Origin of the sequence: Mucilaginibacter corticis, assembly GCF_007558865.1 — a bacterium.
Lineage (GTDB): Bacteria > Bacteroidota > Bacteroidia > Sphingobacteriales > Sphingobacteriaceae > Mucilaginibacter > Mucilaginibacter corticis.
Map to the genome: position 1 here is coordinate 314,847 of NZ_VLPK01000002.1, position 23,645 is coordinate 338,491.

Consider the following 23,645-nt stretch of genomic DNA (forward strand, 5'->3'; position numbering starts at 1 on the left):
CTTTTATATTGTTGAGGGTTCAAGGGGTTTAGTTTCTTCGCTTTCGGGCATTAGTGATGCAGAATCGTAGGTGGTTTTTTCCTGGATCCAGGCAAACACCAATGGCAGTATAAACAGCGCTGCAAGTGTTGATGCAAATAAGCCGCCTATTACCGCGCGCCCAAGCGGTGCAGATTGTTCACCCACCTCGCCCATGCCTGACGCCATCGGGATCATACCCGCTATCATGGCTAAACTGGTCATCAGTATCGGGCGTAAACGGATAGATGCGCTGGTAATAGCAGCTTTTGTAGAGTCCTTATATTCAAGCCGCAAATTTTCGGCATTGGTTACTATCAAAATGGCATTAGCTACCGATACACCCACCGACATGATCATACCCATGTACGATTGCAGGTTAAGTGTAGAGCCTGTTATTAACAGCATCGATATCGATCCCAATATCACCGCAGGTACAGTGGATAACACAGTAAGAGATACTTTAAATGATTGATAATTGGCCGCCAGTAATAAAAATATAACCAACACGGCAAAGCCCAAACCACTTTGCAAACTGTTTAGTGTCTCGGTTAACAAGCTTGACATACCACCTACGGTTGCTACCAGTCCTTTTGGTGGTTTGCCGGCTTGTTTAACTGCTTTTTGTACATCACCTGTTGCCGTGCCTAAGTCTTTTTTATAAATGTTGGCGCTAACGGTTATATAACGTCTCGGGCCAACGCGGTCATACTCGGCAGGCGCGGTGTTTTGCGTAAATGTGGCAACATCAGCCAGGGTGGGGCTGCTTTGCCCTTTTACCAAAGGTATTTCCTTTAAAGCTTCCATCGAGTTCATGATATACTCGGGTATCTGCGTTTGCACCTGGTAGGTGTAGGAGTTTTTTTCATCAAGCCATAAATTTTTCTGCGTAAAGCGGCTCGACGAAGTACTTGCGGTTACCGACCTGGAAATGTCGCTGATATTCAATCCCAATTGGGCAACCTTCAACCTGTCCAGCGTTATAGAAATAACCGGATAGTTTAATGGCTGGTTGATCTGGATATCGCGCAGATAGGGTATTTGCTTTAAATTGGCTAATACTTTGTTGGCATACCCTTTTATTTGTTGCAGATCCTTACCTGCTACCTGCACCTCGATAGGGGTATTTGCGCCCTGGCTCATGATCTTTTCCGTCATGTCGATAGGCTCGAAAGTGATCTGCATTTCCGGAATGGCTTTCGCTATGTTTTTGCGTAAAGCGTCCTTCAGTTCATCCATGTTGATGTGATAATCTTCATCAAGGTTTACCTGTAAAACGGCTTCCTGTGTACCGGTATTAAACACATAAAGGTTACTGCTGCCAAAGCTGCTGGGCACCAAACCAATATAACCTGATGTGATCTTTACGTGATTATTAACCGTTTTATTAATGATATCCAGCACATCTTTAAATTTATCCTCTGTGCGTTCAAGGCGGGTGCCCTGGGGCTCTTTTAAACGGATCTGGAACTGGCCGTTATTTAGTTTCGGCATCATGTCTTTACCTATGATCACGAAACCAACACCTGCCAATACAATCACCACCACAAAATAAACCGGCACCCAAAGCTTTTTACGCGGCATTATCCGGCTGATAATATTGATGAACCGTGATTTTACCTTTTCAAACAGATCGTTCTCTTCCGGGTGATCAATTTCCTGCTGCCGGTGCATGTTTACCTGGTCTTTCTCCAGTTTGTCCAAGCCTTCACCTGCATGAGCATGTATTTCGCCATGATGATAATGTTGGTAGTGCTCGGCCTTGATGAGCCAATTGCTTAATATGGGTACAACTGTTTGCGCCAATATGTATGATACGATCATGGTTAAGCCAATTGCCATAGACAGCGGCAGGAACATGGCCTTAGGTACGCCATTCATCAAAAACGATGGGGCAAACACGGCCAGAATACAAAGCAGGATCAACAATAACGGGAAGGCGATCTCCTCGCAGGCATCATAAATAGCCAGCCTTTTTGATTTACCCATCTCCAGATGCTGGTGGATATTCTCTATGGTAACCGTGGCCTGGTCGACGAGGATACCGATAGCCAACGCCAGTCCGCTCAAGGTCATGATATTGATGGTTTGCCCAAACAGGCTTAACAACAATACCCCGATCAGGATAGATACCGGTATGGTAATTACCACAATCAAACTGCTTCGCCAGTCGCGCAGAAATAACAGCACCATTAAGCCTGTAAGCAAGGCACCTAATCCGCCTTCGGTCATTAAGCTTTTTACGGCGTTTACAACGAATATCGACTGGTCAAACTGGTAAGATATCTTGACATCGTTCGGCAGTAAATTCTGCATTTCGGGCATTTTACTTTTCAGGTCCTGCACTACCGACCATGTAGAGGCCGAAGCTGTTTTAACCACCGGGATATAAACCGAACGCTTGCCGTTTACCAGGGCAAAATCCACAGTAACATCGGCGGCATCAGTAACCCTGGCAACATCCTTTACATAAATAGGGACACCGTTTTTAGTAATAACCGGGATATTGCCGAAGCTATCCGGGTTTTTAATGAGCGAATTCATGGTGGTTAAATACATCATATCGCCCATGCGCAGGTTGCCTGAAGGAGCCATCACGTTAAACTTGGCCAGGGCATCAACCACCTGGTCGGGTGTAAGGTTAAAGCTGCGTAATTTATCAGGGTCAATGCTGAAAACTATGGTACGCGCGTTTGACCCGAATGGCGGGGGGGCAGACAAACCGGGAATGGTTGAAAACATGGGCCGGATACGTGTAGCCGCCAAATCATAAATATCTTTCAGACTTTCGTTTTTACTGTCAAATACCAGCTGGCCAACAGGCAGCGATGATGCATCATAACGGATTACCTGCGGAGGCAATGCACCCGGAGGGAAAAAGCTTTGCGCCCTGTTTACCTGCAAGGCTACCTGCGCGGAGGCTTCGGCCATGTTGGTAGATTCATAAAAGGAAATTTTAATGATGGTTAGGCCCTGTATGCTTTTACTGCTGATGTTTTTTATACCATCAACATACAGAAACTGGTTTTGTAAACCCGTAGCGAAAAACCCCTCCATTTGCTGGGCAGACATGCCGCCGTACGATTCGATAACGTAAATGGTAGGCAGATTTAGCTTAGGGAAAATATCTATAGGTATATTGATTGCGCTTATTACTGCGAATATTAAAAGGCTTAAGGTGATTACCACCGTGGTTATGGGCCTTTTAAGCGCGGATGTGACCATGGACATAGTTAATTAATTTAATAAGTTTAAAATAGAGGGTAGCTGGTTGCCTGTAATAGCCTTTTGGAACAGCGCGCTGGTATAGGCATATTTAGCCTGTGCATAATCTGTTTCGGCGCGGTACAGGATATTCAGGGCCGCATTCAATTCAATAATATCAGTAAGCCCGCTTTTATACAGGGAAAGCTTTTGGCGGTAGCCCGCGGCAGCGGCTTTTAATTGATTAGGAATCTCCTGTAAACGTTGTTTAGCGGTATTTAACTCCACATCGGCCTGGTTAACACTTAGGGCCAATAGCGATTTTTGTTCATCCAGTTGTTTCGCGGCATAGTTTGTGGCGGTTTGTTGGGTGCGCAGCTTTAATTGCCTGCGACGCAGGTCAAACAGGTTGTATGATACACCTACACCCACCAGGTAATTGTTCCGGTCAAAACCCCAGCCATTGGCCAGGCTGCCAAACTTATCGTTCTCAATGCTTGAACCACGGCCCCAGGCGGCGGCTTCGATCAGTATTTTAGGGTTGTACTGTTTTTTTACCAGGTCTTCGCGCTGCCTGCTATTTTGTACTATGGCCTTGTAGTAGTTAATGTACGGATGGTTAGCCGTATCCGCATTAAACGCGAATGGCGGGTTTGCTTCGCCTATTAGTTTGGTACCTGCCAGTGTATCAGGTACGATAGTTTGATACGGCAGTCCGCTAATGGCTGATAGTTGCAGCTGCGTTTGTTTAAGCTGATTATCCAGTTCGATGTAATTTAAGCGAGCCTTTGAAAGTTCGGCTTCTGCAATGCTGGTATCCACACCCGGGCGAACACCGCTTTTGGCCAGCGATTGTATGGACCGCCTGATCTGTTCATTGCGCTGTATATTGCGCGATTGGATAGCCAGGTAATCCAGCAAACGCATGAGTTGCAGGTAACCGCCAATGGTATAAGCCTGCAGCTGGTATTTAGATCGTTGAAACTGGTTTTGCTCGACAGCGATATCAGAACTTGCTACTTTGTTTTGCGCGGCATAGGCGCCAAAGTTATAGGCTTCCCAATCAAACGCGGCAATGCCCAGGTTAACCAGTGCGGCGTTGGTTTTGCTTTCGGCCCGTACACCGCTTGAGTTTGAAGGTACTGTACCAAAGCCAAAATAAGGACCGGCCACATTGTTGTTGGTACCAACATCGGCCTGGTAATTTAATTTGAGGTTAGGCAGCCAGGCGTTACGAGTTTCGGTAGCCTGGGCTTGTTTTATGCTGATAGCTGCCGAATCGGCCAGTAAAGCCGGCGCTTTTTGATCGACAGTATTAAGCAATGCCTTTAAACTTAGCGGGGCATTTTGCTGTGCATAAGTGGTAACTACACAAAAGCATAATACTACTATGCACTTATATTTTAAATAGCGCATTTTTTAATGTTTAGTAAAAATTAAAATGGAATGACAGGTGCATAAGATCGCCCATCAGGCGTTTACGCAATTATTGTGGAGAGGAGAAAAACTTTAAATAGTGAGCTTGCCGCCGAGCAAATACAATTGCTCGGGCGGGGTAAGGCTGTAACGGATGGCAGTTAAGATACCCTGAGTGGTATTTTTAACAAACCTGAACAGTGCGGGTAAAAATAAAGCAATAGCAAATGCTAAAATCAGCACCAATGGTAAAACGGGGTTGGCAAGCCGTTGCTGTATTTTTGAGATGTTTGATTCATGCTCGTCCGCATACTCTTGTTTGCGCTTGGTAAATGATTTTACCAGGATATTCGGACTGCGGTGATGGGTAGATTCAAAATAATGCTGATAACGTAAACTAAAACCTACAAACGGTTTTGCTACCACCATAAGCATGGCAAAAACCAAAATGTATTTAAGTTTTAGTGCGGACATTTCCGTAGTTAACGCAATAGTATAGCCAAAGTTGCTGAAAAATGTTTAGCCTGTGTATTTGTAACAGCAAAATTGCAAAATCTTATTTTTTTTAGCTGATATAGCGGCTTGCGGGGTGTAGTTTTGACACATAAATTATGAAACTCTTAATAATCATAAAAACAGCCCTTTTACGGGTGAAAAAGCTTTTATTTTCAAATCATTTATTTAGGTTTGAGAAGGTTAACAATACACAAGGTATGTTTTGGTATGAACATGAAATAAAGCGTTTAGAACACCGCCGAGCGGAAACAACCGATGAGCCTGAGACACTGTTTTATGGCAGTTCGTCAATCAGGTTATGGACTGATCTTGAAAATGATTTTAAGGAACTCCGCCCCGTTAACCTTGGGTTTGGCGGATCTACCCTGGCCGCCTGTGCCTGGTTTTTTGAACGGGTAATGACCGGTTATCAACCTAAAAGACTGGTTCTTTATGCCGGCGATAATGACCTTGGCGATGGCAGGCACCCTGAAGAGATTTTTATTTTTTTTCGGGACATAGCAGCAAGGGTTCAAAAACGGTTTGGCCCGATACCCTGTTATTTTATCTCGTTAAAACCAAGCTTAAGCCGCTGGCACCTGATAGAACAATTTAAGTTCACCAACCTGATCATAGCTACCGAGATCAATGAGAACTGGCCAAACTGGCAAACCATAGATATTTTTAGCTCAATGCTGGGCGACGACGGACGCCCCCGAATAGATTATTTCATGGATGACGGGTTGCACCTGAGCCCTAAAGGATATGAGGTTTGGAAGTCTGTGATACAAAGGCAGCTAAATATGCATACTTAATGGTTTTTTGATCTTCAATTAACACAGTATAATGATCTTTCGGGCAAATAACCGCAGCTAAATGAACAGAGAATATCATAAGTGGTATAGCGGGCGGTTGCAGCGGGACATGGAGCTGCTGATATTTGGGCACGCCGGCAGGGCGGTATTGTTTTTCCCCACAAGAATGGCGCGGTTCTATGATTATGAGAACTGGGGAGTTATCGGAGCCTTACACGATCGCATAGAAAATGGCGAACTGCAAATTTTTTGTGTGGACAGTGTAGACGCCGAAAGTTTTTATAACGGATGGGTACATCCGGCCTCACGTATCTATCGTCATATCCAATATGAACAATACATCTTGCATGAGGTACTGCCGCTGATGCGAGAAAAAAATCCGGCTAATGATCTGGAAGCTGCCGGCTGCAGCATGGGCGCTTATCATGCCGCTAATATCGCTTTTAAACATCCTCAACTATTCAATAAGGTTGTATGCATGAGCGGGCGTTATGATCTCGGCCGCCAGATACATTCTTTCCGCGATCTTTTTGATGGGTATCATAATGAGGATATCTATTTTAATATGCCCCAGCAATACATTGCCAATGTACATGACGATGCACAATTGCAGGCTTTGCGTCGATTGGAAATTACTCTGGCAGTAGGCGAGACAGACCCGTTCCTGATCTCTAACCAGGAATTTAGCCAGTCGCTTTGGGATAAATCAATTCCGCATCAGTTTTACATCTGGGATAATTTTGCACACAAGCCACGCTCGTGGAAAAAAATGGTGCAGCTTTATTTATAAGGTATTATATTCATCGCCGTAAGGCTAAACCACTATATTTGCGGCGCTAAAAAGAGCCCGCGATGAACGATAAGATCAGTAAATTACAACAAGCAATAGCCCCATATAGAGAACAATTAATTAACCACCCGGTTTATAATGCCATTAACAGCCTTGAAGACCTGCGTATATTTATGGAACACCATATTTATGCCGTATGGGATTTTATGTCGCTGCTTAAAGCATTACAGATCAATCTTACCTGTACGCAGGTGCCATGGTTCCCGGTAGGCTCAGCCGGTACGCGTTATTTGATCAATGAAATTGTAGCGGGCGAAGAATCAGATGTAGATGAAACTGGTGAACGGATGAGCCATTATGAAATGTACCTGAACGCGATGGCGCAATGTAATGCATCAACTATCGCGTTTAACCAATTTGTAACAGTTTTGCAGGATACTAAAAGCCTTGATAAGGCCTTTGATGCTGCACAGACGCTGGATGCGGTTAGGGATTTTGTAAATTATACTTTCGATACCATCAATAGGGGCAAGGCCCACATGCAGGCTGCAGCTTTTACTTATGGCCGCGAAGACCTGATCCCCGATATGTTCCACGAGATAGTTAAGGATCTAAACCATAAATTTCCGCAGCAGGTTGCCAAATTCAATTATTATCTTGAACGCCACATCGAAGTAGATGGGGGACACCACAGCCATCTGGCAACCGAAATGACCACAGAGCTGTGCGGCGATGATGAACAGAAATGGCAGGAAGCTACAGAAGCCTCCATAAACGCTTTGCAAAAGCGCATCGGTTTATGGGATGGTATTTACGAAGATATCCAACTGCTGAAAAAAGAACCGGCCCCCCTTTTTAATTAGTTGTTTTCATGGCAATTATTAATAACTTTATTTATATCCGGGTTATTAATAAACAAGCTAATGAACGCAGAATCACAACAAATACGCGATCAGCAAAAAGATAGCTGGAACAAGTTTTCTGCAGGATGGAAAAAGTGGGATGAACTGACCATGAGGTTTCTGAAGCCTTTTGGTGATGAAATGATCAGCCAGATCAAACCTAAAGACGGTGAAACAATTCTTGATATCGCCACAGGCACTGGTGAGCCGGGATTGAGCATAGCCGCAATGATACCTAACGGTAAGGTGGTACTCACCGACCTGGCAGAAGAAATGCTTAAAATAACAGCTGAGAATGCAGTTAACGGTGGCCTGAAAAATATTGAAACATTTGTATGCGATGTTTCTGCGCTCCCTTTTGCTGATAACACTTTTGACGCGGTTACCTGCCGGATGGGCTTTATGTTTTTCCCGGAGATGGACCTTGCCGCAAAAGAGATTATGCGGGTTTTAAAACCTGGTGGCAGGGTTGCAACCTCTGTGTGGAACGCGCCTGAAAAAAACTTCTGGGTAACAGCAATGATGTCCACAATCAATAAAAATATGCAGTTGCCCGTACCACCTGCAGGTGCGCCCGGTATGTTTCGTTGTGCGCAGCCCGGTTTGATAGCTGATTTATTAAGCAATGCGGGCGCTAAAAATATACTGGAAAAAGAAATGGACGAAAAGCTTTTAATAGGGACTGCGGATGTTTACTGGAGTTTTCATACAGAAGTTGGTGCCCCGATAGTTGCCGCACTTGGTAAAGCCGATAATGAACTAAAAGCTAAAATAAAAGAAGAGGTATTTAATACATTACACCAACGATATACGCCGGACAATGTTTTCCTGGATTACAGCGCCAGGATCATTTACGCAGAGAAGTAATATAAGCTGTTATGCGAGGCATTTTATGCCGGGGAAAGATATGTTGAATTAGAGAAAAAAATATAGCCAGGGTAATGACCCCGCCAAAAATAAATTGGAGCGTATTTTCATATCTTCTATCCCTTACCGACATATACTTTACCTGTTTAATTTTTAATGATCAGGATAAGTTAACGTGTCTGAAAATGATTTGTTTTGAAATAAGTATTTAACTGTAAATACAGGGCGTACATACGTCGACAAATTAACTTGTCAGGTGGCTGCCTTTGAAAGGCATTTAAGAAGCAGCAAATTTAAGCCCCATAATACCTATCATGATCAGCAGCATGAAAAATATCTCCGGCCAAGAGGTAGGTTCGCGAAAAATCAAAGTATCCGCAAGTTTGATCATGATAATACTGGCTCCGGTCCATGCAGCAAATGCCATGGCGGTTGGTATTTGTTTAATTGCCAATGAGAAGAACCAGGCGTTTGCCAATCCAAACAAAAGATAACCGGTTATAGGTGCCAGTATAGCCAACCCGGGCAAGGTGTAGAAATTGGCCCAGGTAAGCAGCTTAAAATCACTGAATTTAAAGAACTTAACGCAGTAGGTCCACGCGGCTTCCAGTATTGCTGCAATAATGATGTATATCCAGGCCAAATAGCTACAATTAAACTTGCCTAAAATAAACGGGGGATATTAGTCAGGTATATATTAATTGTTAAGTAATTGAGATGTGGTTACAGCCTGACGCAGATCCAACAGACTGTACAGGACGGTTATATTTAGGCTAAAATATAATTTGCGAAATACTCTTTGTTATCAGCCTAAAAAAAATAGGAGCGTTAAAATATATAATTACATGACCAATAAGACCCTAAATACAAGGTTTTTCGTAAACAGAAAGTTATTTGTAATCCTGGTTTTCATTTTAGGTACCGTTACAGTCAGTCACGCACAACAAGTTAAAAAACGGATCAATAAAAATGGTTTAGCAAAAGATACCTTGTTGAATTTATTCCACACGCCGCCTGATTCTGCCAAATCAAGAGTATACTGGTTTTGGATTTATAACCGGGTAACCAAAGAAGGCATTACACGCGACCTGGAACAGTTTAAAGCCAAGGGGATAAGTGGGGTAAACCTGATCTGTAATGGCGGATACGCGGGGAAAGAACCGCTTCCGGGTGTAAAATGGCTGGGCGAAGAATGGCGCGCGCTGTTCCGTCATGCCATCAGGGAAGCCAAAAGGCTGCATATTGAAATAGGCTTTAACATGGCCGGGGGATGGACAATGATGGGGCCATCTGTAACCCAGGATCACGCCATGAAAAAAGTAGTATCCGCCGAAATGAAAGTTGCAGGCCCTGTAAAGTTTTCGGGCACATTGCCGCAGCCGGAAGTTGTAGAAGGCTATTACCATGATATCATGGTGCAGGCATTCCGGGTAACGGATGGCAGCAAGCAGATCGATCCAAAAGATATCATTGAGTTAACCTCTAAATTAGGCGCTAAAGGCCACTTTGAATGGGATGTACCTGCCGGGAACTGGGTGATCTTGCGGACCGGATACACTTTAACAGGCGCTGCGTGGAGCAAGTGGAAAGCTTATCCCGAAGGAGATACTTTTAAAGGTGGCGAAGGCTACGAGATAGACTATTTAAGCGTAGCAGCTTTAGACGATTATTTTGATCATTTAGGCAAAACGGTGATTGCCGAAGCCAAAAAAGCAGGAGGCCACATAGATTACTTATGGTCTGATAGCTGGGAGTGCGGCAAATTAACCTGGACACAGGATTTTGCCAACCAGTTTAAAAGGTTCAGAGGATACGACCTGAAAGCCGATATGCCTGTTTTGGCGGGGTATAACGTTGTTAATGCAGATGTATCGGCACGGTTTCGCGAAGACTTTGACCGTACTATACAGGATTGCATCGCCGAGAATTATTACGGACATTTTGAAGAGTTATGCCATAAAAACGGCATGAAGGTTGGCAACGAAGCAGGCGGGCCAAATGATATCCCACCGCAGGATGTACTGAAAAACTTCGGCCATTGCGACATTGTTGCCGGCGAATTTTGGGTAAACGGTACCCGTAACGCCCCCGATGGCTATAATAAGGACCGCAGAGAACGCCTCAACCTTAAACAAACCGCAACCGCCGCCCATGTGTATGGCAAGCGGCAGGCCGAAGCAGAAGCCTTCACCGAACAGGAAAGAGATGGTACACACTGGACGCTTGGTCCGTACGATTTGAAACCCTATGCCAATGACGCATTTTGTGAGGGGATAAACCGCTTCATGCTGCATGCGGCTACCTGTCAGCCGCCATCAGACGGTAAACCGGGTTATGAATATTGTGCAGGGCAGCATTTTACCCCGAACATTACCTGGTGGGAGCAATCGCCTGCATTTTTTAGTTACCTGTCGCGTTGCCAGTACATGCTGCAGCAGGGTAATTTTGTTGCTGATGTTTGTTTTTACCTGGGCGAAAGACCGCCATTATTGGCACCGCCTAAATATAATATCCCAACACTCGGCCCGGGCTATGATTGCGACTACAGTAACCCGGAAGTATTACTGACCAGGATGACCGTAAAAAACGGGCGGATTACATTGCCTGATGGAATGAATTATAAACTCCTAGTATTGCAAAATTGCGTATCGCCGGTGCCTGAAATTACTAAGGAGGTGGGCGGCTACCAGGGCTTATCGGTATCTTCTGATCAGTCAACCGCAATGTCATTACCTGTAATTAAAAAACTTAAAGAGTTGATCATGATGGGCGCGACAGTGGTTGGCGCACCGCCGGGTATGTCGGCCGAATTAAAAAATTACCCGGAGTGCGATACCGAGGTGAAAAAAATAGCTGCTGAGATCTGGGGCAATCTGGATGGTAAAACCCGTACCGAGCGCAAGTTAGGCAAAGGGCGTATAATATGGGGTAAAACACCAAAAGAGATCCTGCTTGCTGACGGCGTTTCGCCTGACTTTTCTTTTACAGGGCAAACCGAAAATTCTGATCAGTTTGATTATATCCACCGCACAAGCGGTAATGCTGAAATTTATTTTGTGATCAACCGCACCAATCAGCATCAAACACGCAGCTTTACTTTCCGTGTTTCGGGCAAACAACCCGAGATCTGGGACGCGGTATCTGGTAAATCTATAACGGCAAAATCTTTTGAGCAAACAAACGGCGCTACCACTTTACCTCTTGAAATGGACGCGTTCAGTTCTTATTTTGTGGTATTCCGTAAACCAATTGCTGTGAATGCTAAAGGGGCTTCTGAAAAGAATTTTCCACAGCTTGCAGAGTTTGAAAAACTGGAAGGCTCGTGGACAGCCGCGTTCGACTCGCAATGGGGTGGTCCGGCTAAGGCGCAATTTCCTGAACTGATCAGTTGGACAAAACGGCCTGAAGATGGTATTAAATACTATTCGGGTACAGCAACCTATACAAAATCCTTTGACCTGAAAAATAATGCAGATAAGAAAATGCGTAAATCCAAGAGGCTATTTCTTGATCTGGGTGATGTCAAAGATGTGGCAGAAGTGCGCCTGAACGGAAAAAAACTGGGCGTTTTATGGTGTGCCCCATGGCGTGTTGAAATTACCGGCGCTGTAAAACCAACCGGCAATATTTTACAGGTGGATGTAATCAATTTATGGGCTAACCGGGTAGTACATGACCTGAGTTTGCCTGTAGATAAAAGACTTACCAAAACACACGAGGTTTTCAGGTTTGATATGCTGAACGTAAATACACCTTTGCTGGAGTCCGGCTTGCTTGGTCCGGTTAAGGTATATACTGCAAAGGATTGATTTTCTGCCGATATTTGATCAAACGAAAAAAACAAAATGGAAAATTCAAAACCCGCACCGGTGGTTACCGGCCCAACCGAAGGCGAAAGTGTTTCTATGGCAGGCAATACTTACCGCATGTTGGTAACGGGCAAACAAACCAATAATGAGTTTGCTATTATGGATTTTTTGATCCCGCCTGGTGGTGGCCCAGGCCCGCATGCGCACCCTGATTTCCAGGAATCTTTTTATGTGACCGAGGGCGAGGTCGAAGTAAAATCAGAAGCCGGAACTTATATAGCCAAAAAAGGTTCGTTTGTTACCATTCCTAAGGGAGGTATCGTTCATCAGTTTAAAAATAAAAGCGACCAGGTAGCCAAAATGCTTTGCGTGGTAGTACCAGCCGGTTTAGAAGCCTTTTTTATGGAAGCCGGTCGTCCTACAGAAAATGGCGTTTTGTTACCACCCGTACAAGTGGATGCCAATTATCTTAAAAAAATGCAGGCGCTTGGCGAAAAATATAAGCAGCAGGTTTTTCCGCCGGATTATCTGGATAATGTATAAAACAAGAAACCCAACTATTAAGGTTGGGTTTCTTGTTTTATACTTGACGAATTTGTTATTTCTTAGACTGACTGAATAACCACTCCATAATATGTGGATCACTATAAACAGACAGCCATGACAGGTGGCCTGTTTCCGGGTAAAGCGTAAATCCCGGCCGTGCGCCTGCTTTGCGTAACTCGGTCACCATGTCAAAAGAGTATTGGTTGTTTACGGTCGGGTCATCCGCACCGGCGCAGATCCACATCGGTACGTGCGCGGCTATGCTGATCTTGCTTGCATCGCCGCCACCGCAAACAGGCAATGCTGCGGCAAACAGGTCTGGATAACGTTCCAACGCGTCGAACGTTCCGAAACCGCCCATGCTTAAGCCGGTAATATAAATGCGCTTGGGATCTACATGCTGCGTTTTAATCACCTGATCTATTAATTCGCGCAAGGCCTGCATTGATTTACTGGGTTGGGCATTGAGGGTGCCTTTAACGCTACCCTTGGTCCGCGACACATTGGCCCATTGTTCGTTCGGTGGGCATTGCGGTGCTATAACAACAGCGGGGTGCATGGCCATCATTTGGTCGGTAGCAAAGTTCATAACGCCCCATTTTAGCTGTGCCTGGTTGTCCAACCCGCGTTCTCCGCTGCCATGCAAAAATATCACCAGGGGTGTACTGCGCAGCGTGTCCCCGTCGGGGTCAAGAATGCAGTAGCGCAGGGTGTCACCGGCTTTGTCTACAAATTTTTTAGCCGTAAAACGCTCGCGCTGTGCAAAGCTGTTTAAGGCCAATAAACAAAATACAAAACAACTAACAACACTGCGTGTAGGTCGGGAAATCTTCATAATGGTTTTAATAGATGGTTATATAAAGCTAATTTTTATTTTTTAATTAATGTATCCCATTTACCCTGAAATAGCTTGCAATGCTTTAATACCCGGCATAAAAAAATAGGCACCGCCTTTGGTTGTTACAAATTCCGGCAGGTTATGAACGCGTGTGCGTGCAGGGCAGCCCTGTATACTAAACACGTTGCCATCATTGCGAGGGCCGATAAGCGGGTCAGTTTCATTATTGAGCGCGCTGAACGAAGGATTATTTGACCAGCTTTGCTGAACAAACTCGAACTGCCTTTCAATATTGCTGTTTAAGCAGATAAAATGCAGCCCCCGTTCTTTACCGTCGTCGACAAATACGTCGGCCGATTTGTCGCCGTATGACCTTCCACGGCGGATAATGCGGTGCCGTTTAAGGGTGCGCAAGGAAACTTCAGGGTCGTCAAACAAAGAATCCCTGGGGTTGGTCCTGCGGATATGCGCGCCAACCGGGCATCCGAAACCATCCAGATCTTTAGCAGCGAAACTAAAATTGTTTTCCTGGTTGACAGCGGGTGCAGTTTCAGGGTCTTTATCCCGGTACTCTGTAAGGGGCGCACCGCTTTTCCAGCGCCCAACTATCTTTGCAGCAAGGCGATCAGGGTCTGCCGGTGCAGCTTCACGCACGTATTGCCAGAATTTGTGCACGTGCTGTTCAAGCTGTCGAAACACAAGGTAGGTGCCATTCAGGCCGAAATCGGGAAGGCCGGGCCCTGCCGGAAGCGGATCAGGCATCAGCATTTCGTTTTCGTGGCCAAGAATAAATTCGCCGGCTTTTACCACCGTTGCGTGGCCGGTACGATCGGCCTGTTTGGCTTCGCGCCCGGTACCTTCAATAACCGGCTGGCCAATGCCATCCAGGAAACCAAAATGTTCTTTCGAGTCAGGCTGCCGGCCGGCTGCTAATGCGGTCACCAGTTTGACCCCACTGTTTACAGCAATGCCATCATCTATTTTTTTACGCTGAAGGGCAAGTTCTGTTTCGTCTTTGGCAAACAATAACAATAAAATGTCTACCGGGTTAGTGTCGTTACCCCAGGCCCATTTACCCGGGTCGCTATCACCATTGTCACCTAATAATTGTTGACGGATCTTTGTGCTCATTCCATCCTGGAAAGGAACGGAAAATGTCTGTAGGTCCGGCTCTTTAAAACCCAAAGCCGCCAACCCTGTAACTGTAAAAGCAATGTTAAGCGCGAAGTCACTTTTTCGGTCTACACCAGTGGTAATGCTGCCTGAAATTTCTTTCAGCCATTTCCGGCAAGCCGCCGCCTCGTTGATCTTCAGCAACAGGTAATTTGCACAGGGCATGTTGCCGGCGTATGAGGTGAGTATAAAACCTTGTATATCCTGAAAGTCTAATATCGCCATGTTAAAAAAGTTTAAGCCAGGTTTTGGTTTCTTCTTCAGAAATATCAGTTAATACTTGTTCTCTTATTTTGCTGTCTTTGTCGATATTTTGAACGGTTAGATCAGGGTAGGCGCTGTACCAAACCAGCGAGGGGACCTGCATACCCCTGGCGTAAGCTTTAAAACGAAATTCGTCAGTCGCGCCATCCAGTATCAAAAACCGTGTTTTTGGAAAGCCCACGGTGTTACTCCATACAGCCGTTAATCCGTGGCTGGCCTTATCTATAAAATCATCAAGGTAGCTTGCCCAGCTCCCGTCAAAATTACTTAGGAATAAAAGCTGCTTATTATCGATAATTGACCAATGCGCAAAATGAATGCTAGGTATGCCGCTAAGTTTGCCTTTGTTTGAGATGCGGGCAAGCAGGTTAACAGCAAACAGCGTAAAGCGCAATAAGTTAAGCCTGAACCAGCCGGGTTTTATGGCGGTGATACTGGCTAAATGGTTCTGTGCTATCTGGTTCTCGTTTTCCATTAATTTGCCAACCTGGTTAGGGTCTTCGGGCGCGGTATCAGAGGCATCGTGGTTTTCTTTGTAACGAAGTATGATCACCGCGATCAGGTCAATAGGTAACAACGCGATAAATACAATGCCGAACAGCACGAGGGTTACCCACGGCATGACTTTTTGTATCCAGGTTTGATGTGACGGCAACGGCGAGGATAAAGCGGAGTCAAGCGTGCCTGTGTATGACTGAATATCTTTTCTAAGTGCTGTTTCTGATAGCGACGTGAGTTGTAATCCATCAAGATGATCCTGTAGTGTTAGCCTTAATTGGCGGTTGTTAGCAATGTCTTTTGCCTTACGGCCGGTATTGCCAATATGGTAAGCGTTAGGAAGTACGGTATGTGCCGTAAAATATGCTTTGCCATTTGCCGGATCATAGCCTTTACAACAATTGTAGATCTGATCAATACCGTTCCTGGCAACACTTAGTAATTCGTCAAGGTAAGCCGACAGGTCGCCGTCAAAGTTGTTTTCAAATACCAAAAGCGGTTCTGCGGCAGGGGTTTCAATAATAACAAAACTTGCAAAATGGAGCAGGCTGAGTTTTGCAAACGGGATATAGCTGTTGCCGTACAGGTCTTTTTGTATTTCACCTAATATCGTTTCCAGCTCGTTTCTGCGGGCAGGTTCAATTGCAGTAACAATGGTTAATACGGTTTGCATTGGTTTGGTAAAGGTTTGCAAATCAAATTATTGCATAAGTACAAGGTAGATAAAAAAATAATATCCAACAAAGACTTTTAATTACAATAATAAATAACCGGGTTGTCACGCATTAATGGTTGACAGCCCGGTTATTTTACTGATTTATACCTTCTGTAAGATCGGGCCGATCAATTACGTACCCTGCCGGCTTCATCGTCGGCCGCGTTATTGGTATCGGGTTTCTTTTTGTCATTTTTATTTGAACCGAAATTGTATGTAAACCCAAGTGTTACCGAACGGTTTGAAAAATCATTATGATAAGTGGCAATTACGTTAGGGATGTTGGTGATATTACCGCCGGAAAAATTAGCGCGGAAGATATCCCTTGCGGATAATTTGACTGTTGCTTTGTTGTTAAGGATCTTTTTGGAAAGGCCGACATTGGTTTGCTCGCGGAAAACGTGGGTAAATTGCGCATCCCTTGTCGGGGATAGATAAAAGGTAAATACTTCTGCATTCCAGCCGTTTGACAGGTCGAACTGGTTGTTATTGCTCAGATAGCAATAGGTTGAACTGTTGTTTAAATAAGAACCGATAAGCTGGCCCTGGTAACTGGTGCGGTTAAGTTCTGTATGTAAACTAAAATTCCACCATTTTACCGGGTCAAGGTTCAGGTTAACTTCCAAACCCATAAAAACCCGCTTCCCTAAATTTATACTGGTTGCAGAAAAGGTAGATCCCCGTTGCGAATCATATTCTACCTGGTAATCGTAAGTAGGGTTGTATTCAACACCTGCAGAAAAAATGCTTTTGTAACTATACATCAATTGATAGTCGGAAGAGTATTGTGGTTTCAAAAATGGATTGCCCTCAAACGAACTGTACTTATCAAGGATGGTTTTAAAAGGGTTCAGGTCCTGGTAATAAGGCCGGTCAATACGTCTACCATAGCTTAATTTTAGCGTATTTGAACCCGCGCTATCTAATTTATATAACAAATAAGTGGTAGGGAACAGGCCTGTATAATGTTGGGTAAATGAAGAATCAGGAGCCTGGGCATTACCCAACTGGTGACCATTAACATTGGTGTGTTCTACGCGCAAACCTGCCTGTAGTGTGAAGCGTTTAAACTCCTGGTTATAGCCGGCATAAGCTGCATCTATGTTTTCGCGATAAAGAAAGCGGTTGGTATTGTTATTATCTACTACGCTGACATTGTCTATTATATTAAAATAATTGGCCGAGTTATCGGTGTTTACATAACTGGCCTTTAAACCGAAGGATAATTTGGCTTTGCCGGGTAAGGGCTGTACATAATCAGTTTTTGCCGCGTAAATATTAATATTTGCAGGCAGGTGATCTGTTATATCCTGTACACCACCCAGCATACCCGCGCTGTTATAGGTGTTGTTAAAAAAGGTTTGATCGCGGTTATTGTTATACTTTAAATAATCCAGGTCGAATGTTAAAACCTTACCTAAACTATCAAATTGATGGCTGAAATTAAGATTGATGCCGCCGCTGTAATTTTTGGTGTGCGAATCGTTTTTAGAGGTAATGAGCGAATCAATACGCCCTGCATTATCCTGTAGTACACTACTAACAGGGTTGTAGTTATCGCCTGACGACAAGGTGCCGGTTAGTACAAAACCGATAGTTGTCTTTGGCGATAAATAATAATCCATCCCCATCTTTAAGTTGGGGTTATAATTAACGGGATGGAAGTAGGCTAATTCAGAATAAGACGATGTGACATTATGATCAGCATCCAGGTAAGTACGGCCAACGTCTAACCTGCGGTAATTTTTCTGAATACCATAACCGGCTAACGCGAACCAGTTAGTTTTACCCGTATGATAATTAAGGTTTAGGCTTTCAAGCGTGCGCCAGTATTGAGCTTTGCCGGCGCTTGCCGCAAATGAACCATTAAACCCCCTGATCTTTGATTTTTTTGTTTTGATATTGATCACACCCGAGTTGCCCGAGGCGTCATATTTAGCCGGCGGGTTTGACATCAGTTCGATCTGGTCAAGTTGTGAGGCAGGCATTGCTTTCAGATAGTTAGCCAAGTCTTCGCCTGACAGGTAAGTAGGCCTGTCATCAATCAACACCAGGACCCCGCTTTTTCCTTTTAAGCTGATCTGGCCGTTATCATCAACTGTTACGCCCGGCGCTTTTTCTAAAGCCTCGAGCGCGTTTGCACCGGTATTTGAAATAGATGTGCCCACATTCACCACAGTACGATCGATCTTTTGTTCAATGAAAGCTTTTTTGGCCACTACTTCCACCTCTTTTAAAGTTTTACTTGTGTCTTCAATAACAATAACCGGCAATACAACCGCCTTGTCACCCACATTAAAAATTGCTCCTTTGTAATTTTGGTAACCAACAGTGCTAATGTTTACCCTGTACAAACCACCTTTTACGGGTGTAAAACTAAAACTGCCATCAGCAAGGGTTACGGCGGGTTTTGCCACTGCCGAGTCTTTTGCGGTTAACAACATCACCGTAGCGCCGTTAACCCCTTTATTATGGCCGTTTACTACATGGCCGGTTATTTGAGCGTTGGCAAAATTAAAGACAAAGCATGCCCAGGCGGTAGTTAAAACCGCTATAAAAGTTTTCATGATGAACGAGCTTAGACCTCTGTTATTTAGTTTTGTGCAGGTAGATATTACCGTTCATGTTCTTCATCAATATTTCAGGGCCGCCGCCGGCGACCTTGCCATATATCCAGTCTTCAATAGTTAAACGGTACATGCCATCCTTCGCAGTTTTAGTCGCTTTGGGGTGCGACGAATCACCTACCATATCGAAATCGCTATAAACCTGCCCCTGGTCTGACCTTATCTTAAAGTTAGCTTTTAAACTTGCCGGGAAGGTTACATCAACATTGCCGTTAAGTGTGCTGAACGCCATGGCTGCTTTGGGGTCCATATTTTTGAAAGTGACCAACACTTTTCCGTTAACTGTATTAGCCACAACAGACCCTGAAATATTGAGGGCGCTGATAAAACCGTTAACGTTTTGTATTTCAAGCGCGCCGCTTACATCGTTTACGTTGATATTGCCATTGTTAACTGTCGATAGTTTGATACTGGTGGCGTTTTTGGGCACCTTTAGTTCCAGACTAACTGTTTTCATGTTCTCTGCCTCAACATTTATTTCATTGTTTTTTTCACGTGCATTAACTGCCACATTTTGGCCACCGCTTAACCGTTTCATCCCGTTTTCTGTTTCATGCTGATTTTTATTACGCTCAGGTGCTCCTGTAACGTCAATAACTACGTCCTTGCCATCGTAACCGCTTACTTTAATTGAGCCGCTTGTAAGGCCTACGTTTAGTTTATATGCTTTGCCCGGGTCGCTTAGCGGCACAACCAACTGCTGCTCCTGTGCCATCAGGCGGGTATTGCTTAATATAGCTGCAAGGATAAATCCTGTAAATTTAATTGCTTTCATTTTTCTGAAATTTAAGATTGTTTTTTGATATAAATATTGCCGTTAAGCGTTTCGAACTTAAATAATTTGCCCCCGGCGCCCAGTTTGATCTGGGTGTCTTTATTTAGTTTATATTCCGTGCCACCTTCGTTCTTATTTTTGGTGACTATTACTTGCGTAGGTAAAAAACTGGTGTCTTCAAAATCTGTAAAAAATTCACCATTCATGCTTTTAAATTGCAGGTTAGCGGCAAAATTCTTTGGATAAGTTATTTCAAGCTTACCATTTATGGTCCTGTAGCTTGACTCGTCAGGAGGTACTGCCAGGTAATTTGCCGTAATACCACCGTTAACCGTATTGGCAATGGTAGTGCCTTTAGCATTGGTAATAGTTATGGGTCCATTTACATTATTTACTTTTAATGTACCTGCCACATCATGAACTTCGACATTACCATGATTAACGGTTGATATGCGCAGGCTTACATTGTAAGGTACTTTTAAGGTGTATTCAAGCTGTACATAGTAATAACGTTTCTTATCACTATTATCCCAATGCGGACGGGGACGGGTATCATAAGGTTGTGCTGTGTAGGCAATCAGGCTATCGGCTTTTTCATCAAAGCCAAGTTTAAACTCCTGTTTGCCTTTTTCAATATCCTGGGACGTTTTGCCGGTAATGGTTTCATCTATCTCTATGAGTACTTTATCGCCTGCATAGCCTTCTACTTTTATGGCGCCATCTATGTTATAAACCGCTACAACGCCTTTGTTAAAATTAAACTGCTTGCTTACATGGGTTTTGTAATCCTGAGCCCACCCTGATAATTGGGCAAAGCACAGCCCGGCACCTGTTAAAACAGGTATTAATAACTTGTTCATATGCTTGTTTTTAAATGAGTTTGGTTATCGTTTCGTTGATCTTATCCCTGACACCATGGTCAAGGTTTTTTTGTTTCAAGAGTTCTTTAAATGATTTTACCGAGTTCTTTTCCTGTAGCTTCAACATCACATCAGCAATAGCTGATTGTACCAGCGGCGAGTCCTGCGTTTTTATACTTTGTACCAGGCCGGCCCTCACTTCGGCATGGTTACCCAGTTGTGCCAGCGCCTCTAACGTACTTAAACGCACGTTTACATTCGGGTCGTTATTCAGCGTTTCAAACAGTGCATTTATTATCCGGTTATCAACGTGTTTGATATTGTTGGTGTAGCTCACTGCCTTTATCCGTTCAGACGCTAAAGGATTATCCAACATGGCCAGCATCATGGTTTGTTTTAATTCATGCACCTGCGCGTTCAACGCCTGTAATTGTTGTTCTTCCTTATTGTCATGCCTTAACCAATAGGCACCTCCAACACAAACTAATACTATTAACAGCGAATAAGCCAATGGCAAACGCAGCTGTAAAAGCTGACTGATCTGGTCTGTCAGTTTGCTCCATTTGCTTTGCTGATCAGCCGAGCGCTTAAAATCGTCAAGCATATGTTGAAAATTTACTTGCATTGCTGCCGAAGGTTCGGGCGTATTTATTTCACCTAAATCATCCCAGGTCAATTGCATGGCGGCAAATTCTTCCCGGCAGGCAGGGCAATCATTAAGGTGCTTTTCCAGCTCGGCCTGTTCTGCATTGCCCAATGTGTTATCGTTCCAATCTATAAACAGTTCCCTGTATTGCTCACATTTCATTGTGTTCCTGTTTTAAGTTCCTTTTTTAAATAGATCTGTTTCAATTCTTGTACGGCACGGTGTACCCTTACTTTTGCGGCCCCGGCAGTAATACCCATGATCTCGCCTATTTCAGTATATTTTAATTCCTGGAAACGGCTCAATGTTAAGATCTCCCTGTCGCTGTCGCTTAACTTTCGCATTGCTTCATATAATTCATAATGCGATTGCTTTTTAACCAAATGCTCGTCTGCCGATATGCCACCGGGAATGCTTTCTTCATGATCATCAATGTGGTCATACTTGTTGGCTATCCCTTGTTTTTTTACCTGGTCCTTCAATACATTGCGGGCTATATGGTACATCCAACCGGTAAAGTTGCTATCGGCCGAAAACGTGTGCCGGTATTTAAGCATCCTGTAAAACACATTTTGCACCATATCTTCACTGGCCTCGCGCCGGTGTGTCATATGAAATAAGAAACCAAATAATGCGCGGTTGTGCCGCTCAAAGAGCAAACTCATCCTGTCAAGGTCACCAGTTTTTACCTGTAACATCAAAGCATTATCGGTTAGTATATTCAAGCAGGTTTGGTTTAATTATTTGTGTTATATGATTGGAAACTCCGGTTATCAAAAATCGTTACATGAAATTTAATATTTTTTAATGGGTTGTATTGCCTTGCTAAAGTAATCATTACGCACTATCAGGGGATTGTACTTTAAAGATACCGTATTTATACGCTATGATTCAGCTTATTCGCCACCATATCTTTGTATTAAGGTGCTGGCCGTTAATTGTTTATAATAAATTAAATAATTGGTTAGTCATCTTATCTAACAGGGAAGCCGAAAACTGGGCAGAGTAGGCGTAATTATATAAGAATTAAAGTTTATGAAACAATTTAGAACATTATTCTATGCAGTTACGCTAATATTTGTTTCCGGATGCTGCACCCCCGATCCGAATGTCGGCTCCCAAAACCTTACCGTAGTAGGGCAACAGCAAAGTAACTGGTGCTGGGCAGCAAGCGGCCAAATGGCAATGGGCTTTTTTGGCGTTACCGTGCAGCAATGCGACGAAGCAAACAAGCAATTCGGGTTGTCAAATTGCTGTAATTCGCCTACGCCGGCAGCTTGTAATAACGGAGGCTGGCCCGAGTTTGATAAATATGGGTTCACTGCCGATCATACATCGGACGCGCCGCTTAGCTGGGAACAGATAAAAAGTCAGATCTCATGTCATGGTGCGCCATTTTGTTTTTCATGGCATTGGAGCGGTGGTGGCGGCCATATGATGGTGATAAGCGCTTATTCCGTTTTTAATAATGTAAACTACGTTTATCTCCGCGATCCCGAACCGGTAGGACAGGGGTCTTCAAGATGGGTTACTTATGATGCCTATGTTAACGGGCCGGGTTATACTCATTGGGATGATTATTACAACATCGCTAAAAAATAAAGTACAACCATTAAAACTAATAGACATGAAAAATCAAATATTAATAAAACTATTTGTGGTTACCGCCTTTGTTACGGCATTGGTACTTATTTTTTCACAAGACCAGGCGCAACCCAGCAACAAGGTCGAAACCATTTCCCGCGATCAGGTCAATAAGGCTGTCCAAACATTATCAGCCATGGTAACCGACCAGAATTTTCAAACCTTCGGGTTGACAAGCGTCGGTCAGCTCAGATCATTAAAAGCAGGTAAGCAGTATAATAAGTTTATGATAGGCCTTGATGACATTAAAAAATATACAGCAGGCCAGGATGTGCAGGCAATAGTTAAGCCATTAGCGGCAATAGAAGTGCCACTGGTTGATGAGTCGGGCAAAATTCAAACTGCTATCGAATTTGTAAAAAACAAAGACAAATGGGAAACTGCCGGTTTCGGCTTATCTTCAGACCTGGCAGCTGTGCGTAGTGTGCAGGCTAATCGATCAGATACTTCCAGGTCAAATGTCAGCCTTATCCGCATCCCGGCTTTGCGCACCAGGTTTATTGGTGTTAGCTCGCCCTCAGGCCTGAATTTCATCGTGCTTGAAAACAATGAAAGCCTTGGTTTCAGGCAAGGTGCAACTATCGCGGCTAAGGACGCTATTTTAAAGTTGGTTAGTGTGGCTAAACTTTACAATGGGTTGCCTGATTAAATATTAAATCCAAATAATAAAGTTGTATAATTACAACTTAAAGTGTCTTTAAACATAGTTTAAGGGCACTTTTTCTATGCATTCAACTATGTGT

At 44.0% G+C, this 23,645-nt stretch carries 20 protein-coding genes; 8 read left to right on the forward strand and 12 right to left on the reverse strand.

The window, feature by feature from the left end; translation table 11 throughout:
• Window positions 1-3: 3 nt before the first annotated feature.
• From FO440_RS12065 to FO440_RS12075, 3 genes are all read right to left on the reverse strand, one after another.
• The gene (locus FO440_RS12065; protein WP_144248523.1) at window positions 4-3,249 is read right to left on the reverse strand and encodes an efflux RND transporter permease subunit; all 3,246 of its coding nucleotides are present in this window, start codon (window positions 3,247-3,249) and stop codon (window positions 4-6) included.
• 6 nt (window positions 3,250-3,255) lie between these two features.
• Window positions 3,256-4,638, reverse strand: a complete 1,383-nt coding sequence (locus FO440_RS12070; RefSeq protein WP_144248524.1) for a TolC family protein — start codon at window positions 4,636-4,638, stop codon at window positions 3,256-3,258.
• A gap of 93 nt (window positions 4,639-4,731) precedes the next feature.
• The gene (locus FO440_RS12075; RefSeq protein WP_144248525.1) at window positions 4,732-5,112 is read right to left on the reverse strand and encodes a hypothetical protein; all 381 of its coding nucleotides are present in this window, start codon (window positions 5,110-5,112) and stop codon (window positions 4,732-4,734) included.
• Window positions 5,113-5,249: 137 nt separating this feature from the next.
• Here FO440_RS12075 and FO440_RS12080 point away from each other — a divergent pair, with 137 nt between their 5' ends.
• The 4 genes from FO440_RS12080 (at window position 5,250) to FO440_RS12095 (ending at window position 8,507) form a co-directional block, all read left to right on the forward strand.
• Window positions 5,250-5,948, forward strand: coding sequence for a GDSL-type esterase/lipase family protein (locus FO440_RS12080; RefSeq protein WP_246104213.1), 699 nt, complete (start codon window positions 5,250-5,252; stop codon window positions 5,946-5,948).
• Window positions 5,949-6,009: 61 nt separating this feature from the next.
• The gene (locus tag FO440_RS12085; protein ID WP_144248526.1) at window positions 6,010-6,738 is read left to right on the forward strand and encodes an esterase family protein; all 729 of its coding nucleotides are present in this window, start codon (window positions 6,010-6,012) and stop codon (window positions 6,736-6,738) included.
• Window positions 6,739-6,800: 62 nt separating this feature from the next.
• Window positions 6,801-7,601, forward strand: coding sequence for a DUF3050 domain-containing protein (locus tag FO440_RS12090; RefSeq protein WP_144248527.1), 801 nt, complete (start codon window positions 6,801-6,803; stop codon window positions 7,599-7,601).
• A 60-nt stretch (window positions 7,602-7,661) separates the two neighbouring features.
• The gene (locus tag FO440_RS12095; RefSeq protein WP_144248528.1) at window positions 7,662-8,507 is read left to right on the forward strand and encodes a class I SAM-dependent methyltransferase; all 846 of its coding nucleotides are present in this window, start codon (window positions 7,662-7,664) and stop codon (window positions 8,505-8,507) included.
• 277 nt (window positions 8,508-8,784) lie between these two features.
• Here the strand turns inward: FO440_RS12095 and FO440_RS12100 are convergent, their stop codons facing one another.
• A complete protein-coding gene (locus FO440_RS12100) occupies window positions 8,785-9,150 on the reverse strand; it encodes a DMT family transporter (RefSeq protein WP_144248529.1) in 366 nt (121 codons plus the stop codon).
• Between the two features lie 202 nt (window positions 9,151-9,352).
• On the opposite strand from FO440_RS12100, the gene FO440_RS12105 reads away from it, so the two are divergent.
• Both FO440_RS12105 and FO440_RS12110 read left to right on the forward strand, forming a co-directional pair.
• On the forward strand, window positions 9,353-12,316 hold the full coding sequence (locus FO440_RS12105; RefSeq protein WP_144248530.1) for a glycosyl hydrolase: 2,964 nt from the start codon (window positions 9,353-9,355) through the stop codon (window positions 12,314-12,316).
• Between the two features lie 36 nt (window positions 12,317-12,352).
• Window positions 12,353-12,859 carry a cupin domain-containing protein gene (locus FO440_RS12110; protein ID WP_144248531.1) on the forward strand — a complete coding sequence of 169 codons (507 nt, stop codon included), beginning with the start codon at window positions 12,353-12,355 and terminating at the stop codon, window positions 12,857-12,859.
• 55 nt (window positions 12,860-12,914) lie between these two features.
• Here the strand turns inward: FO440_RS12110 and FO440_RS12115 are convergent, their stop codons facing one another.
• The 8 genes from FO440_RS12115 to FO440_RS12150 all read right to left on the reverse strand — a co-directional run bounded on the left by FO440_RS12115 (window position 12,915) and on the right by FO440_RS12150 (window position 21,983).
• The gene (locus FO440_RS12115; protein WP_144248532.1) at window positions 12,915-13,697 is read right to left on the reverse strand and encodes a carboxylesterase family protein; all 783 of its coding nucleotides are present in this window, start codon (window positions 13,695-13,697) and stop codon (window positions 12,915-12,917) included.
• 60 nt (window positions 13,698-13,757) lie between these two features.
• Entirely contained in the window at window positions 13,758-15,098 is a 1,341-nt protein-coding gene (locus tag FO440_RS12120) for a Dyp-type peroxidase (protein ID WP_144248533.1), read from the reverse strand.
• Between the two features lies 1 nt (window position 15,099).
• Window positions 15,100-16,308, reverse strand: a complete 1,209-nt coding sequence (locus tag FO440_RS12125) for a hypothetical protein (protein ID WP_144248534.1) — start codon at window positions 16,306-16,308, stop codon at window positions 15,100-15,102.
• A gap of 170 nt (window positions 16,309-16,478) precedes the next feature.
• On the reverse strand, window positions 16,479-18,917 hold the full coding sequence (locus FO440_RS12130) for an outer membrane beta-barrel protein (RefSeq protein WP_144248535.1): 2,439 nt from the start codon (window positions 18,915-18,917) through the stop codon (window positions 16,479-16,481).
• A gap of 22 nt (window positions 18,918-18,939) precedes the next feature.
• Entirely contained in the window at window positions 18,940-19,752 is an 813-nt protein-coding gene (locus FO440_RS12135) for a DUF4097 family beta strand repeat-containing protein (RefSeq protein WP_144248536.1), read from the reverse strand.
• 11 nt (window positions 19,753-19,763) lie between these two features.
• Window positions 19,764-20,612, reverse strand: coding sequence for a DUF4097 family beta strand repeat-containing protein (locus FO440_RS12140; protein ID WP_144248537.1), 849 nt, complete (start codon window positions 20,610-20,612; stop codon window positions 19,764-19,766).
• A 10-nt stretch (window positions 20,613-20,622) separates the two neighbouring features.
• Window positions 20,623-21,420: a zf-HC2 domain-containing protein gene (locus FO440_RS12145; RefSeq protein ID WP_144248538.1), complete on the reverse strand. Its 798-nt coding sequence runs from the start codon at window positions 21,418-21,420 to the stop codon at window positions 20,623-20,625.
• On the reverse strand, window positions 21,417-21,983 hold the full coding sequence (locus FO440_RS12150; protein ID WP_222103975.1) for an RNA polymerase sigma factor: 567 nt from the start codon (window positions 21,981-21,983) through the stop codon (window positions 21,417-21,419). Before FO440_RS12150 ends, FO440_RS12145 begins: the two co-directional genes overlap by 4 nt.
• 310 nt (window positions 21,984-22,293) lie before the next feature.
• Here FO440_RS12150 and FO440_RS12155 point away from each other — a divergent pair, with 310 nt between their 5' ends.
• Window positions 22,294-22,860, forward strand: coding sequence for a papain-like cysteine protease family protein (locus FO440_RS12155; RefSeq protein WP_144248539.1), 567 nt, complete (start codon window positions 22,294-22,296; stop codon window positions 22,858-22,860).
• A 25-nt stretch (window positions 22,861-22,885) separates the two neighbouring features.
• A complete protein-coding gene (locus FO440_RS12160; protein ID WP_144248540.1) occupies window positions 22,886-23,551 on the forward strand; it encodes a hypothetical protein in 666 nt (221 codons plus the stop codon).
• Window positions 23,552-23,645: the final 94 nt, after the last annotated feature.

Excerpts from the sequence above, each read along its gene's own strand:
- FO440_RS12065 (WP_144248523.1), bottom strand. The coding sequence starts at position 3,249 with ATGTCCATGGTCACATCCGCGCTTAAAAGGCCCATAACCACGGTGGTA.
- FO440_RS12070 (WP_144248524.1), bottom strand. The coding sequence starts at position 4,638 with ATGCGCTATTTAAAATATAAGTGCATAGTAGTATTATGCTTTTGTGTA.
- FO440_RS12075 (WP_144248525.1), bottom strand. The coding sequence starts at position 5,112 with ATGTCCGCACTAAAACTTAAATACATTTTGGTTTTTGCCATGCTTATG.
- FO440_RS12080 (WP_246104213.1), top strand. The coding sequence starts at position 5,250 with ATGAAACTCTTAATAATCATAAAAACAGCCCTTTTACGGGTGAAAAAG.
- FO440_RS12085 (WP_144248526.1), top strand. The coding sequence starts at position 6,010 with ATGAACAGAGAATATCATAAGTGGTATAGCGGGCGGTTGCAGCGGGAC.
- FO440_RS12090 (WP_144248527.1), top strand. The coding sequence starts at position 6,801 with ATGAACGATAAGATCAGTAAATTACAACAAGCAATAGCCCCATATAGA.
- FO440_RS12095 (WP_144248528.1), top strand. The coding sequence starts at position 7,662 with ATGAACGCAGAATCACAACAAATACGCGATCAGCAAAAAGATAGCTGG.
- FO440_RS12105 (WP_144248530.1), top strand. The coding sequence starts at position 9,353 with ATGACCAATAAGACCCTAAATACAAGGTTTTTCGTAAACAGAAAGTTA.
- FO440_RS12110 (WP_144248531.1), top strand. The coding sequence starts at position 12,353 with ATGGAAAATTCAAAACCCGCACCGGTGGTTACCGGCCCAACCGAAGGC.
- FO440_RS12115 (WP_144248532.1), bottom strand. The coding sequence starts at position 13,697 with ATGAAGATTTCCCGACCTACACGCAGTGTTGTTAGTTGTTTTGTATTT.
- FO440_RS12120 (WP_144248533.1), bottom strand. The coding sequence starts at position 15,098 with ATGGCGATATTAGACTTTCAGGATATACAAGGTTTTATACTCACCTCA.
- FO440_RS12125 (WP_144248534.1), bottom strand. The coding sequence starts at position 16,308 with ATGCAAACCGTATTAACCATTGTTACTGCAATTGAACCTGCCCGCAGA.
- FO440_RS12130 (WP_144248535.1), bottom strand. The coding sequence starts at position 18,917 with ATGAAAACTTTTATAGCGGTTTTAACTACCGCCTGGGCATGCTTTGTC.
- FO440_RS12135 (WP_144248536.1), bottom strand. The coding sequence starts at position 19,752 with ATGAAAGCAATTAAATTTACAGGATTTATCCTTGCAGCTATATTAAGC.
- FO440_RS12140 (WP_144248537.1), bottom strand. The coding sequence starts at position 20,612 with ATGAACAAGTTATTAATACCTGTTTTAACAGGTGCCGGGCTGTGCTTT.
- FO440_RS12145 (WP_144248538.1), bottom strand. The coding sequence starts at position 21,420 with ATGAAATGTGAGCAATACAGGGAACTGTTTATAGATTGGAACGATAAC.
- FO440_RS12155 (WP_144248539.1), top strand. The coding sequence starts at position 22,294 with ATGAAACAATTTAGAACATTATTCTATGCAGTTACGCTAATATTTGTT.
- FO440_RS12160 (WP_144248540.1), top strand. The coding sequence starts at position 22,886 with ATGAAAAATCAAATATTAATAAAACTATTTGTGGTTACCGCCTTTGTT.